This window comes from Mesobaculum littorinae (assembly GCF_004011175.1).
In the GTDB taxonomy this organism is placed as follows: domain Bacteria; phylum Pseudomonadota; class Alphaproteobacteria; order Rhodobacterales; family Rhodobacteraceae; genus Tranquillimonas; species Tranquillimonas littorinae.
The window spans coordinates 160,755-174,812 of sequence record NZ_RQXX01000003.1; the positions used below are offsets into that span (position 1 = coordinate 160,755).

10 protein-coding genes and 1 riboswitch are annotated in these 14,058 nt (G+C 71.6%); of the genes, 8 read left to right on the forward strand and 2 right to left on the reverse strand.

Going from position 1 to position 14,058, the window contains the following annotated elements; translation table 11 throughout:
- Positions 1-87: 87 nt before the first annotated feature.
- The 7 genes from greA (at position 88) to EKE94_RS10015 (ending at position 9,061) form a co-directional block, all read left to right on the forward strand.
- Complete coding sequence (gene greA, locus EKE94_RS09985) at positions 88-558, forward strand: transcription elongation factor GreA (RefSeq protein ID WP_127906469.1); 471 nt, start codon at positions 88-90, stop codon at positions 556-558.
- A 97-nt stretch (positions 559-655) separates the two neighbouring features.
- Positions 656-2,005 carry a hypothetical protein gene (locus EKE94_RS09990; RefSeq protein WP_235855974.1) on the forward strand — a complete coding sequence of 450 codons (1,350 nt, stop codon included), beginning with the start codon at positions 656-658 and terminating at the stop codon, positions 2,003-2,005.
- A gap of 95 nt (positions 2,006-2,100) precedes the next feature.
- Positions 2,101-2,321: riboswitch (cobalamin riboswitch) on the forward strand.
- A gap of 57 nt (positions 2,322-2,378) precedes the next feature.
- Positions 2,379-3,050 (forward strand): energy-coupling factor ABC transporter permease, encoded by a 672-nt coding sequence (locus EKE94_RS09995; RefSeq protein ID WP_127906470.1) that lies wholly within the window; start codon positions 2,379-2,381, stop codon positions 3,048-3,050.
- A gap of 86 nt (positions 3,051-3,136) precedes the next feature.
- Positions 3,137-4,192 carry a cobalamin biosynthesis protein CobW gene (cobW, locus tag EKE94_RS10000; protein WP_127906471.1) on the forward strand — a complete coding sequence of 352 codons (1,056 nt, stop codon included), beginning with the start codon at positions 3,137-3,139 and terminating at the stop codon, positions 4,190-4,192.
- Positions 4,189-4,677, forward strand: coding sequence for a GNAT family N-acetyltransferase (locus EKE94_RS10005; protein WP_127906472.1), 489 nt, complete (start codon positions 4,189-4,191; stop codon positions 4,675-4,677). Before cobW ends, EKE94_RS10005 begins: the two co-directional genes overlap by 4 nt.
- Positions 4,678-8,433, forward strand: a complete 3,756-nt coding sequence (gene cobN / locus EKE94_RS10010) for a cobaltochelatase subunit CobN (RefSeq protein WP_127906473.1) — start codon at positions 4,678-4,680, stop codon at positions 8,431-8,433. It abuts the gene before it with no gap.
- A 94-nt stretch (positions 8,434-8,527) separates the two neighbouring features.
- Complete coding sequence (locus EKE94_RS10015; RefSeq protein ID WP_127906474.1) at positions 8,528-9,061, forward strand: hypothetical protein; 534 nt, start codon at positions 8,528-8,530, stop codon at positions 9,059-9,061.
- Positions 9,062-9,324: 263 nt separating this feature from the next.
- Here EKE94_RS10015 and EKE94_RS10020 read toward each other — a convergent pair whose 3' ends face one another.
- Positions 9,325-9,621, reverse strand: coding sequence for a hypothetical protein (locus EKE94_RS10020; RefSeq protein ID WP_127906475.1), 297 nt, complete (start codon positions 9,619-9,621; stop codon positions 9,325-9,327).
- Positions 9,622-9,827: 206 nt separating this feature from the next.
- Here EKE94_RS10020 and cobO point away from each other — a divergent pair, with 206 nt between their 5' ends.
- A complete protein-coding gene (gene cobO, locus EKE94_RS10025) occupies positions 9,828-10,433 on the forward strand; it encodes a cob(I)yrinic acid a,c-diamide adenosyltransferase (RefSeq protein ID WP_127906476.1) in 606 nt (201 codons plus the stop codon).
- An 18-nt stretch (positions 10,434-10,451) separates the two neighbouring features.
- Here cobO and EKE94_RS10030 read toward each other — a convergent pair whose 3' ends face one another.
- Positions 10,452-14,024: a chromosome segregation SMC family protein gene (locus EKE94_RS10030; protein WP_127906477.1), complete on the reverse strand. Its 3,573-nt coding sequence runs from the start codon at positions 14,022-14,024 to the stop codon at positions 10,452-10,454.
- Positions 14,025-14,058 lie beyond the last annotated feature (34 nt).

The window sequence follows — 14,058 nt, forward strand, 5'->3', positions numbered from 1 at the left end:
CACTGCCGGGGATACTATTGACTTTGAGGTCCGCGGCATGAGTTAACACCCCAATGTTGCAATATTGCTCCGAACGAGACGGCTTTTATGGATAAAATTCCCCTGACCCGCGCCGGACAGACCGCGCTCAGCGACGAGCTGAAGACGCTGAAGTCGGTCGAACGGCCGGCGATCATCCGCGCCATCGCCGAAGCGCGTGAGCATGGCGACCTGTCGGAAAACGCGGAGTACCACTCGGCCCGCGAAAAGCAGTCCTTCATCGAGGGCCGCATCAAGGAGCTTGAGGGCATCCTGTCGCTGGCCGAGGTCATCGACCCTGCCAAGATGTCGGGCCCGATCAAGTTCGGCGCCACGGTCACGCTGGTCGACGAAGACACCGACGAGGAAAAGACCTACCAGATCGTGGGCGAGCCCGAGGCCGATATCGAAAACGGCCGGCTGAACCTGCGGTCGCCCCTGGCCCGGTCGCTGATCGGCAAGGAAGAGGGCGACACCGTCGAGGTGCGCACTCCCGGCGGCGAGAAAAGCTACGAAGTGCTCAAGATCGCCTATATCTGAGCCGCGCGGACCCGCCGGGGCGCCCGTCCGAAAGACCCCAAGCCACGCGCCTCTCGCCCCTCGGGGCCGGAGGCGTTCTGCCATGACCGAGGCCGCCATGACCGATACCGCAGAGGACCGCGTGCCGCCGGTCGCAGGCGCCGACCGGCGTGCCCCCGCGTCCGATCACGCAGAGGTCGGGCGTACCGGCGACGGCCATGCCATGGGCGACGGGGACACCGGGCATTGGCCCGATGACGGCGCCGACGGTTTCGCCGGCGACAGGGGCGAAGATGACGGCTTCGTCGATGATGGCGCCTTCGCGGATCCCGGCGATGCCCGCTTCGCGGCCCCTCCCGGTGCGCGGTCGCACCCGGCGGGCCCGGCGCTCGGCGGGTTTTCGCGGGGCGGCTCGGGGGGCGGGCTTTCGGGCGCCGCCGGGGGGCTGCTAGACAGGATGTCGTTGGGCCGCGGGCTCGGCGGTTTCGGCTTTGCGACGCGCGACGCGCGCTTCGGCGCCGCCGAGCTGCTGTCACTGGGCCTGTCGGTTCTGTGGCTTTTGCTGATGGCGATCTTCTTCATGTTCATGGGTGTTCCCGGCCCCGAAGAGGGGGCCGATCCCCTGCGCGTCGTGGTGACGATCCTCGTGGTCTTCGCCCCGGTCGCGCTGATCTTCGCCGCCGTCATGGCGGCGCAGGCCGCCCGCGTCGTGCGCGAAGAGACCGCCCGCCTGTCGGAGCGGATCGAAACGCTGGCCGCGACGGTGGGCGCCCCCGGCGCGGGGCCTGCGCCCACCCCCGTCTTTACCGTGCCCCCCGCGCTTGAGGCGAAGCTTGCCGACATCGCGGCCAGCGCGAAAAAGACAGAATCGGCCATTGCCTCCTTTGCCTCGGTCCGGCCCGCGCCGCAGCAGCCCCGCCCGGCCCAGGCGGCCCCGCGCAGCGCCCCGCCCGAGGCGCAGCCGCGCCTCGCGCTCGACGCCGAGGGCGAGGCCCAGCCGCTGGCGCGCGCGGATTTCATCGCCGCGCTGCAATTCCCCGAGACGCCCGAGGATCGCGAAGGCTTTCGCGCGCTGCGCCGTGCCCTGGCCGACCGGCAGGCGGCGCAGTTGATCCAGGCCGCGCAGGACGTGCTGACGCTGCTCAGCCAGGATGGCGTCTACATGGACGACCTGCCGCCCGACCGCGCCCGCCCCGAGCTGTGGCGACGCTTCGCGCAGGGCGAACGCGGGCGCGCCATCGGGGCCCTGGGCGGGATCCGCGACCGCGAGGCGCTGGCCGCCAGCGCCGACCGGATGCGCGCCGACACGATCTTTCGCGACACCGCGCACCACTTCCTGCGCAAGTTCGATCATGCCTTTGCCGCCTTCGAACCCGAGGCGACCGATTCCGAGATCGCGGCCCTGACCGACACCCGCACCGCCCGCGCCTTCATGCTGCTGGGCCGCGTAGCCGGCATCTTCGACTAGGCCGGAGCGGGGCTCCCCCGCACCCTCGATGTCGCCGTCCCGCGGGCACACCGCCCCGCTTGCGCAAATTTCTTGACGCGCGGGCATGGCCGGGCGCAGAAACGGCGGGCATGGTGCCCCCTCGCCTCCCGCAAAGCGGGGAGGGGGCCAAACGGGAATGCGGTGAGGATGACCCATGCCGGGGTCCGACGCCGCAGCCGCCCCCGCGACTGTAAGCGGTGAGCGGTTCGCCAAGATGCCACTGGGGCCAGCCCCGGGAAGGCGGCGGACCGCCCTGACCCGCAAGCCAGGAGACCGCCATGCACCGTCGGGCAGAGGTCCCGGCGGCCTTGCAACCGGTCGTCGGGGATGACGGCCTAGAAGGACGGTTCTCATGCATATCGAACCCGGCGTCGTCACCGGCGCGAAACTCGCGCTCTCCTACGTCACCGCCGCCGGCGCGGGCGCCTATTCGCTGAAGCTTTGCGCGGATGCTCTCGCCGAGCGCGGGCTGCCGTCGCTGGCGGCGCGCGGCGCCCTGGCCACCGCGGCGGTCTTCGTCTTCTTCGAAGTCTTCCCGCACGTCGCCGTCGGCGTGTCCGAGGTGCACCTGATCTTCGGCTCGACGTTGTTCCTGCTGCTGGGCGCAGCACCTGCCGCCTTGGGCCTCGCATTGGGGCTCTTGCTGCAGGGACTGCTTTTCGCCCCGTTCGATCTGCCGCAATACGGCATGAACGTCACCACGCTTCTGGTGCCGCTGTTCGGCATCGCCGCCGTGGCGCGCCGGGTAATCCCCGCGCGGACGGCCTATGTCGATCTCAGCTACGGGCAGGCGCTGGCCCTGTCGACGACCTACCAGGGCGGCGTCGTGGCCTGGGTCGCGTTCTGGGCGCTTTACGGCGAAGGTACCGCGGCGCTGTCGGGCGTCGCCACCTTCGGCGCGGCCTACATGCTGGTCGTCGCGATCGAACCCCTGGCCGACCTCGCCGTCCTTGCGGGGGCCAAGGCAATGCGGGGCCTGTCGCGCAGCGGGCTCGTCACCCCGCGCCTTTTCGCCGGCGCCTGATCCACCCCGGGAGGTTCGCCCCCGCAACGACCCGTCCGGGCGGCCCTTCGTGGCCGCCCGCCCCTTTTTCATAACGGAGGCGCCTCATGGCCAAGATCCCCGCCACCATCGTCACGGGCTTCCTGGGCTCGGGCAAGACCACGCTGATACGCCACCTGCTGGCCAATGCCGGCGGCCGGCGCATCGCGCTGATCATCAATGAATTCGGCGATCTGGGCGTCGATGGCGACATCCTCAAGGGCTGCGGCGACGACACCTGCAGCGATGACGACGTCATGGAGCTTTCGAACGGCTGCATCTGCTGCACCGTGGCCGAGGATTTCGTGCCGACCATGCAAAAGCTGCTGGCCCGTCCTGACGCGCCCGACCACATCGTCATCGAAACCTCCGGGCTGGCCCTGCCGCAACCGCTGGTGCGCGCGTTCAACTGGCCTGAGATCTCGACCCGCGTGACGGTCGACGGCGTCGTGACCGTGGTCGATGGCAAGGCGGTGGTCGAAGGGCGCTTTGCCCATGACACCGCCGCCGTCGACGCGCAGCGGGCGATGGACGACAACCTCGACCACGAAACGCCGCTGTCGGAGCTTTTCGAAGACCAGATCGCCTGCGCCGACATGATCGTCGTCAACAAGACCGACCTTCTGGACGATGCCGAGCTGTCGACCCTGACCGCCCGCCTGACCGGCGAGGCGCGCAAGGGTGTGCGCGTCGTGCCCGCCCGGATGGGCGCGCTGCCGGTCGAGGTGCTGCTGGGACAGGGCGTAGGGTCCGAGGCCGACATGGAGGCGCGGGCCGAGGTGCATCATCACCATCATGACGACGATGACGAGGACGACGATCACCATCATCATGATCACGACGAGTTCGAAAGCTTCGTGGTGACGCGGGGCGAGATTTCCGATCCCAAGGCCTTCGCGCAGCAGGTGACCGAGGTGATCCGCGCCCATGACATCCTGCGGCTGAAGGGCTTCGCCGCCGTGGCGGGCAAGCCCATGCGGCTGACGCTGCAGGCCGTGGGGCCGCGGATCGACACCTATTTCGACCGCCCCCTGACGCCCGACGAGCCCCGTCAGGCGCGGCTGGTGGTGATCGGCGAGGCGGGGCTGGACCGCGCCGCGATCGAAGCGGCGCTGTCGGCATGACCGACGGCGCCCCTGCCCCGGACGCGCCTCCGGTCGAGATCCGCCCGATCCCGGCCGGCTCGGCGCTGGCGGAACGGCTGGTCGCGGCCAGCCAGTCCGCGCTTCTGGAATTCTTTCCGGCGGACGAGATATTCTCGACCACGGCGGCCGAGCTCGACCACCCCGGCGCCACGCTGCTGGCCGCCTTTCGGGGCGAACAGGCCCTGGGCTGCGTCGCGCTGGTGGCGATGGAGGGGTACGGCGAGGTTAAGCGTCTCTATGTCGACCCCGCCGCGCGGGGCCTCGGGGTGGGACGGCTGCTGATGCAGGCGCTCGAGGCCGAGGCGCGGCGCCGCGGTCTGCCCATGGTCAAGATCGAAAGCGGCGAGCCGCTGGTCGCCGCGATGCGCCTTTACCGCGCGATGGGATACACCGATGCCGCGCCCTTTGGCGGCTATCCGGACATCCCGTCGAACGCCTTCCTGGAAAAACGGATTCCCCTCTAGATGCACCTGATCGCCGCCACGCCGGGCGCCATTTCCGATGGTACCGACCCCGTCGACCCCGGCCAGACGCCCGCCGACGTGGTGATCCTGTCGGCGGCGGATACCGAGCTTGCGCAGCTGGCCGAGGCGCGCGCCTCGATGGAGACGCCGCCGGGACTGCGGCTGACCAACCTCGCGCATTTGCGCCACCCGATGTCGGTGGACATGCACCTCGACGCCTGCGCGACGCGGTCGCGGCTGGTCGTGGCCCGCATCCTCGGCGGCGCGGGCTACTGGCGCTACGGGGTCGAGCAGTTCGCGGCGCGCCTGCACGAGGCCGGCGTGCCCTTCGCCGCCCTGCCCGGCGACGACAAGCCCGACGAAGAGCTGCGCCGCCTCTCCACCGTCTCGGACGCGGATTACGATGCGCTGTGGTCTTACTTCGTCGAGGGCGGCCCCGAGAACGCGACCCACCTGCTGGCCCATGCGCGCACCATGCTGGACGGGGGCGACGCGCCGCCGCCCGCCCGGCCGCTTCTGCGCGCGGGCCTCTACTGGCCGGGCGCCGGGCAGACCGACATGGCCGCGCTGCGGGACATGTGGACGCCCGGCGCACCGGTGGTGCCCGTCGTCTTCTACCGCGCGCTTCTGCAGGGCGCGGGACTGCACCCGGTGAACCTGCTGACCCGGTCGCTTTTGCGCGCGGGGCTGAACCCGATGCCCGTCTTCGTGGCCTCGCTGAAGGATCCGCTGTCTGCGGCGACGCTGGAACAGCTCTTCACGCAGGCACCGCCCGACGTGATCGTGAACCTCACCAGCTTTGCCACCGGCACCCCCGACGGCCCGCACGCGCAAGGCAATCCGCTGGCCGGCCCGGCCGCCAACCGGGCGCCGGTGCTGCAGGCGATCATGTCGGGCTCGACCGAGGAGACGTGGGAGGGGGGCAAGGCCGGCCTTACCGGTCGCGACATCGCGATGAACGTGGCCCTGCCCGAGGTCGACGGCCGCATCGTCACCCGCGCCATAGCCTTCAAGGGCGAGGCCTATTTCGACGAGGCGACGCAGTGCCCGGTGGCCACGTGGCGCGCGCGCGGCGACCGGATCGACTGGGTGTCCCGGCTGGCCGGGGCCTGGGCGCGGCTGCGCGCAACGCCAGCCGCCGATCGCCGCGTGGCGCTGATCCTTGCCAACTATCCCAACCGCGACGGGCGGCTGGCCAATGGCGTGGGGCTCGACACCCCCGCCACCACGGTGGGCGCGCTGCACGCGCTCGCGGGCGCGGGCTACGGCGTGACGGACGTGCCCCGGGATGCCGACGCCCTGATGCGGCGGCTGATGGACGGCCCCACCAACTGGCTGACCGACCGGGCGGATCGCGAGGGCGGAGAGCTGCTGCCGATGGAGGTCTACCGTGCCCATTACGGCGAGCTTCCGTGGGAGCTGCGGCTGCAGGTCGAGGATCGTTGGGGTGCGCCCGAAGCCGACCCCTTCGTGACGGACGAGGGCTTCCGCCTGTCGATCCACCGCTTCGGGCAGGCGGTCGTCGGCCTGCAACCCGCGCGCGGGTACAACATCGACCCGACCGAGACCTACCATTCCCCCGACCTCGTGCCGCCGCACAACTACATCGCCTTCTACATCTGGCTGCGGGACCACTGGGGCGCGCAGGCGCTGGTGCACATGGGTAAGCACGGCAACCTCGAATGGCTGCCCGGAAAGGGCGTGGCGCTGTCGGCGACGTGTTTCCCCGAGGCCGTTCTGGGCCCCCTGCCGCATGTCTATCCCTTCATCGTCAACGACCCCGGCGAAGGCACGCAGGCCAAGCGGCGCGCGGCGGCGGTGATCGTCGACCACCTGACGCCGCCGCTGACCCGGGCCGAAAGTCACGGGGCGATGGCCGAGCTCGAGGCGCTCTGCGACGAATATTACGAGGCCGCGGGCGTCGATCCGCGCCGCACCCGGCATCTGAAGGACGAAATCCTGTCGCTGGCGCGGACCTCGGGGCTGGATGCCGACATCGGGCTTTCGGGCGCGGATGCCGAGGGCGATCTCGCCCGGCTCGACGCCTATCTCTGCGAGCTGAAGGAGGCCCAGATCCGCGACGGGCTGCACGTCTTCGGGCAGGCGCCCGAGGGGCGGCTGGCGCGCGACCTGGCGCTGGCGCTGCTGCGCGCACCCCGGGGGCGCGAGGCTGCGGAGGTGTCGCTCCTGCGCGCGCTGGCGCAGGATTTCGGGCTGAAGTTCGACCCGCTCGACACCGACATGGCCGCGCGCTGGACCGGGCCGCGCCCCGAGGCGCTGGTCGCCGTCTCCGAGGCGCCATGGCGCAGCGCGGGCGACACGATCGAGCGGCTGGAGCTTTTCGCGGCCGACCTCGTCGCCCCGCTCATCGCGGACACGGAACCTCCTTCACGCGGGGAGGGGCGGGACAGCCGGACCAGCGCGGGACCAGGCGCCGCCCCGGGCCCCGCCAGCGCCGCGGTGATGGACACCGCCGCCCCGGCCATCGCGCAGGCCATCGCCGCCTGCGGCCCGGCCGAGATGACGGGCCTCATGGACGCTCTCGACGGTCGCGCGATCCCGCCCGGCCCCTCGGGCGCGCCCAGCCGCGGCCGTCCCGACGTGCTGCCCACCGGGCGCAACTTCTACTCGGTCGACAGCCGCGCCGTGCCGACCCCCGCCGCATGGGCGCTGGGGTGGCGTTCGGCCAGCCTGCTCGTCGAAAAGCACCTGCAGACCGAAGGCGACTGGCCACGCGCGTTGGTGCTGACGGCCTGGGGCACCGCCAACATGCGCACCGGGGGCGACGACATCGCACAGGGCCTTGCCCTGATGGGCGTCAAACCCACCTGGGACGCGCAAAGCCGCCGCGTCACCGGGTTCGAGGTGCTGCCCGCCGGCGTGCTGGGGCGGCCCCGCGTCGACGTGACCTTCCGCATCTCGGGCTTCTTCCGCGATGCTTTCCCGGCGCAGATCGCGCTTCTGGACAGCGCCGCCCGCGCCGTGCAGGCGCTGGACGAACCCGCCGACCAGAACCCCGCCGCCGCCCGCGCCCGCGCCGAGGGCGGGGCCGGCGCCCGCGTCTTCGGATCGAAACCGGGGGCCTATGGTGCGGGGCTGCAGGCGATGATCGACGAACGGCTCTGGACCGCGCGGGCCGACCTGGGCGAGGCCTGGCTTGACTGGGGCGGCTATGCCTACGGCGCCGATGCGCAGGGGGTCCGCGACCGCGCAGGCCTCGAGGCGCGGGTCCGCGATGCCGAGGCCGTTGTGCAGAATCAGGACAACCGCGAACACGACCTTCTGGACAGCGACGACTACTACCAGTTCGAAGGCGGTGCCGCGGCGGCGATCGAGGCCCTGCAGGGCCGCACCCGGCCCGTCTGGCACAACGACCATTCCCGCCCCGAGCGCCCTGTGATCCGCAGCCTCGACGACGAGATCGGGCGCGTGGTCCGGTCCCGCGTCGTCAACCCGAAGTGGATCGCCGGGGTAAAGCGCCACGGCTACAAGGGCGCGTTCGAGATCGCCGCCACGGTCGACTACCTCTTCGCCTTTGCGGCGACCACGGGCGCGGTGAAGAACCACCATTTCGACATGGTCGAAGCCGCGTTCCTGGCCGATGACGACACGCGCGCGTTCATCGCCGAGGCCAATCCCCCCGCACTGGCCGAAATCGCCGAGCGGCTGGGCGAAGCCATCGACCGCGGCCTCTGGTCCCCACGCTCGAACACCGCGGCCGATCGGATCGCCAGGCTGAAAATGAAACAATCTTAAGAAAACTTCTATCTCTGTATACCCGTCAAGGTTGCAGCTCCGGCGACCGTCGCGCTATCCTCCTGTTATCAAGAGGATAAGGATTGGTCGTGTTATGTTGAGATGGTTGTGCCTTGGCGGCGCCCTGATGACGGTTGTCGCCTGCACGCAGGCCGAGGTGACGACGCCCCCCGTGGCGATCCAGCCGAAGGCGCCCGGCGCGGTGGGGATCGATGTCTATGCCCGTGATCGCGCCGCCGGAAACCCCGTGCCGCGCTTCCGGGGCCAGGAAACGCTGATCGTGCGGACCACCGGCAAGACCGCGGGCGGCGGCTTCGGCGAACTGACCGGGGTGCCCTGCACGCTCGACTCCGGGCTATATACCGCCAGCCTGCGCACGCCGGCCAACGTCAACGTGCCCGATTACGGGCCGAATTCTCCGGCGCTCTTCATCCGCTGCGTTCATCCCGACGGGCGCTCGGGCTCGACCACCATCAACACGTTCAACGTGACGGCCCGGGAAAGGGGCAATGCGGCCGCGGGCACCGGCCTGCTGGGGGCCATCGTGATCGGTGCGGTCAATGCCGCCAATACCAATCCCGAAAAGGACGAGTTCAAGTATCCGGCCGTCACGATCCCCCTGAAATAGGGGCGGGCCCTCTGCGCGCCCCGGGCAGGGCGGCACATCGCCACCCTGCCCCATCCTTGTCCAAGACCCTGCGGTCAACCTGTCGGCCCAACCTGTCCTGCGCCCCGCGCCGTTGGGGCCAGGCACCCTGTCGAAAAGCTGCGCGCACCGGGGGCCATGCCGCGTGATGCCGGTGGCGGTGCCGACTGGCCCCATGCCAAGCGAAGCCTTGACGCCGGGCGAGGCGCCAGCCGCCCCCCGCCAATCAGGGCGATCGGCCGCTCTTACCCTGCGCAGTCCAGCCGCGCACGCTGCTTGCCCTGGTCGCCGGTCAGGCTGCCGGCCGCGACGGGGCAGCCGGTGGCGCGTTCGATGGCCATCGCCGCCTTCATCAGCACCCCTTCGCGCGACGGCATCAGTTCGCGCGAGGTGCGGTAGGACACCACTCGCGTCCCCTTGCGGTGAACGGTGAATTGGCTGCCGTCGACGGAAACCTCGCGCCGGTCGGCGCCCGCCATGCCGGGACCCGCCGCATCGCAGGCGGCAAGGAACACGAGACAGAGGAAAAGACGCAGGGGCATGTCCCGACCTCACCCCACCGTGGTTAAGAATTGGTTAAGAATTCGCGAACCCTGCCGGGCGCGCCGGATCCCGCCCCGGCCATTCCCGTTACCGGTCCCAGTCCGCCCCGCCTTCTGCCGGGCCGCGTTGCACGGCCCCTCCGCCCCGCCCCATTGCACCGAAGCCGCGGGCGCCGCACACTGCGCGCGGCAACCCGGAGGACCCGATGGACGACGACGACCGCCACGCCCGCAAGATGGCCAAGAAGAAGGCCGCGCGCGACAAGATCATGGCGACGAAGACTGCCGAGAAGGGGCTGGTCATCGTTCACACCGGCAAGGGCAAGGGGAAGTCGACCGCCGCCTTCGGCATGATCTTCCGCTGCATCGCGCACGAGATGCCATCGGCCGTGGTGCAGTTCATCAAGGGCGGCATGTCCACCGGCGAACGCGACCTGATCCTCGGCCAGTTCTCGCACCTGTGCGAATTCCACACCATGGGCGAAGGCTTCACCTGGGAGACGCAGGACAGGTCGCGCGATACCGAGATGGCGCAGGCTGCCTGGACCAAGGCCAAGGAGCTGATCCGCGATCCCGCCAACCGGATGGTGCTGCTGGACGAGATCAACATCGCGCTGCGCTATGACTACATCGACGCGGCCGAGGTGGCGGCCTTCCTGCGCGACGAGAAGCCGCCGCAGACCCATGTCGTGCTGACGGGACGCAACGCGCGCGACGAAATCCTGGATATCGCCGACCTCGTGACCGAGATGGAGCTGGTCAAGCATCCCTTCCGCGCGGGCGTGAAGGCGCAGATCGGGGTCGAATACTAGACCCTCCGGCGCGGCGGCTCAGGCCACCATCTGCTCGGCCTTCTTCAGGTCCACGCTGACCAGCTGGCTGACCCCCTGTTCGCCCATCGTCACGCCGAACAGCCGGTCCATCCGGCTCATCGTCACGGCGTGGTGGGTGATGATCAGGAACCGCGTCTCGGTCTGGCGCGTCATCTCGTCGAGAAGATCGCAGAACCGGGTGACGTTGGCATCGTCGAGCGGCGCGTCGACCTCGTCCAGCACGCAGATCGGCGCGGGGTTGGCGAGGAACACCCCGAAGATCAGCGCCAGCGCGGTCAACGTCTGCTCGCCCCCCGACAGAAGCGACAGCGCCTGAAGCTTTTTGCCCGGCGGCTGGCAGAGGATCTCAAGCCCGGCCTCCAGCGGATCGTCGGATTCCACCAGTTCCAGCCGCGCGTCGCCGCCCCCGAAAAGGTGGGTGAAGAGCATGGTGAAATTGGCGTTCACCTGCTCGAACGCCGCCAGCAGACGTTCCCGGCCTTCGCGGTTCAGCGTGGCGATGCCGGTGCGCAGGGCGCGGATCGCCTCTTCCAGGTCGGCCTTTTCGGTGACGAGCAGGTCATGCTCTTCCTGCACCTCGCGCGCGTCCTCTTCGGCGCGCAGGTTCACCGCGCCCAGCGAATCGCGCTGGCGGCGCAGGCGCTGCACCTCGGATTCCAGCTGGGCGGCCGGCGGCAGGGCAAGCCGGGGCGCGGCACCCGCTGCGGGGCCGTCGGCGGAAGGGGCCGTCTCGGTAGCAGTTTCGGGGGCATTCGCGCCCTCCGCGCCGCCGGCGTCGCCCGCACTCTCGCCCTCGCCCGCAGCCGCCGCGGCGAGCCGGGCGCGCAGCGCGTCGGGGGTGAGATCCAGCTCTTCCGAGATGCGCAGCGCCGCGGCTTCGACCGCGTCGGCGGCGGCCTCGGCACGCGCGTCGGCGGCGGCGCGGGCCTCGCGCGCCTCGCCCGCAGCGCTGCCTGCCTTGCGCTCCACCGTCGCGGCCTCGCGCAGCGCGGCCTCGCCCGCGGCCAGCGCCTCGGCGGCCTTGCCGCGCCGGGTTCCGGCGGCGTCGATGCCGCGCTCGGCCTCCGCCCGGCGGGCGGCCAGCCCTGCGGGGGCGGCCTCGGCGGATTTCAGATCGCGGCGGGTCGAGGCCAGACGCTCCTCGATCTCGGCCAGCCGGGTGCCGGCGGTTTCGAGCCGGGTCTCCCAGGTCTCGCGTTCGCGCGCGACGGCGGTGCGGCGGCTGGCCCGGGCCTCGCCCTCGCGCTTCAGCTCGTCGGCCCCGGCGCGCGCGGTCATCATGGTGATCCGCGCACCCTCGGCCGCGGCCTTGGCGGTCTCGGCCCGGGCCTTCGCGGCGTCGAGGTTGGCAAGCCCCTGCATCGCCGTCTCGGCCTCTTTCAGCCGGGCGCGGGCGGCCTTCGCCTCGTCCTCGTGCCGGCCCACGGCCATGCGCTGGGTCTCAAGCTTGCCGGCCGCGATGGTGCGGTCGGCCTCGGCCCGCGACAGGGCGCGGCTGGCCTGCGCCACCTCCTGATCGGCCTCGCGCCGCGCGGCACGGGCGGCGCGGTCGGCCTCGGTCGTCTCGCTCAGCCTTGCCTTGCGCGCCTCGTGCTCCTGCGCCGCCGCCTCGCCCCGGCTGCGGGCCTCGGCCTCCTGCCGTCGCAGATCCTCGAGCCGGTTGATCTGTTGCAGCCGCAGGGCGGCGGCCGAGGGCGCATCCTCGGCCGTGGCGCGGAACCCGTCCCAGCGCCACAGATCGCCCGCCCGCGTGACCAGCCGCTGACCGGGGCGCAGCGCGGCCTGCAGGCGCGGCCCGTCCCCGGGCGCGACCAGCCCCACCTGAGCGATGCGACGGCCGAGGACCCCGGGCACCCGCACGTGGCCCGCAAGCGGTTCGGCCCCGTCGGGCAGCGCCGGCGCGCCGTCGCAGGGCCCCAGATCGACCCAGCCCGAGCCCGTGCCGTCCCGGACCGCGGGCGCGCGCAGGTCGTCGGCCAGCGCGGCGCCCAGCGCCTGCTCGTAGCCCGGATTGACGCGCACGAGGTCCAGCACCTGGCCGCTGTCGGATCCGTCCCGCTCGACCAGCCGCGCCAGGGCCGAGGCTTCGGCGGACAGCGCGCCCAGTTCGCCCTCGGCCGAGGATCGCGCGGCGCGGGCCTCGGCCTCCTGAGTCTGCGCTTCGGTCCGGGCGGCATCGGCGGCGGTCAGCGCGGCCTCTGCCCGGGCCGCCAGATCGGCGGCGGCGCTGTCCTTGCCCTGCGCCTCTTCCGTCGCCGCCTCGGCGCGGGCCAGCGCGGTCTCGGCCTCGCCCACGGCGGTGCGGGCGCGCTCGGCCTCGGCCTCGGCCCGGTCGCGGGCGGTGCGCGAATCATCGACCAGACGACGGGCCGAGTGGTGGCGCGCGGCCAGGCGCGCGGCCTCCTCGGTGGCCTCGGACAGCGCCGTTTCGCGCTGACCCAGAAGCACGCCCGCGACCTCGGCCGCCTCGCGCGCCTCGGCCAGCCGGGCGTCGTGCCCGTCATCGGCGGCCTCCAGCGCGGCGGCCTCCTCGGTCAGCGTGTCCAGCGTCTCTCCGGCATCGCGGTTCAGCGTTCTCTCACGCTCGCCATCGCGCTCAAGCTGCGCGATGCGGCCCCGCAGGCGGCCGATCCGGGCGCGCGCCTCGTCCTCGTCGCGCTTCAGCCCGTCGCGTTCCACCGTCAGGCGCTGCAGCACGGCGGCGGCGATGGCCTCTTCCTCGCGCAGGGGCGGCAGCGCCTCCTCCCGCGCGGCGCGGGCGGCTTCGGCCTCCTGCACCGCGCGGTCGGCGGCGGCGGCCTCGGCGGCGCGGGTGCGCAGGGCGGCGGTGGCCTCCTGCCGGGCGGCCTCGGCATCCTGCCAGCGGCAGTAAAGCAACCGCCCCTCGGCCTGCCGCAGATCCTCGCCGATGGTGCGGTAGCGCGCGGCCTGCCGGGCCTGCCGCGCCAGCGTGCCCAGCTGCTGCGCCAGCTGTTCGACGATGTCCTGAACGCGTTCCAGGTTGGCCTCGGCGCCCTTGAGCTTCAACTCGGCCTCGTGGCGGCGTTGGTAGAGCCCGGCGATCCCGGCGGCGTCTTCCAGGATCCTGCGGCGCGCGCGGGGCTTGGCGTTGATCAGCTCGGAAATCTGCCCCTGCCGCACCAGTGCCGGCGACTGCGACCCGGTCGAGGCATCGGCGAACAGCATCTGCACGTCGCGCGCCCGCACGTCGCGCGCATTGGCGCGAAAGGCCGAGCCCGCGTCGCGGGTGATCCGGCGCACGATTTCCAGCGTGTCGGCGTCGTTGAAGCTGGCGGGGGCCAGCCGGTCGGCATTGTCGATGCTGAGCGTCACCTCGGCAAAGTTGCGCGCGGGCCGAGTGGCGGCCCCGGCAAAGATCACGTCCTCCATCCCGCCGCCGCGCATCGCGGTGGGCCGGTTTTCGCCCATTACCCAGCGCAGCGCCTCAAGCAGGTTGGACTTGCCGCAGCCATTCGGTCCGACGACACCCGTCAGCCCCGGCGCGATCACCAGATCGGTCGGGTCGACGAAGCTCTTGAAACCGTTGAGACGCAGGCGGGTGAAGCGCAAGGCGGGATCCTTCTGATGGCGGCAGAGTCTCTGG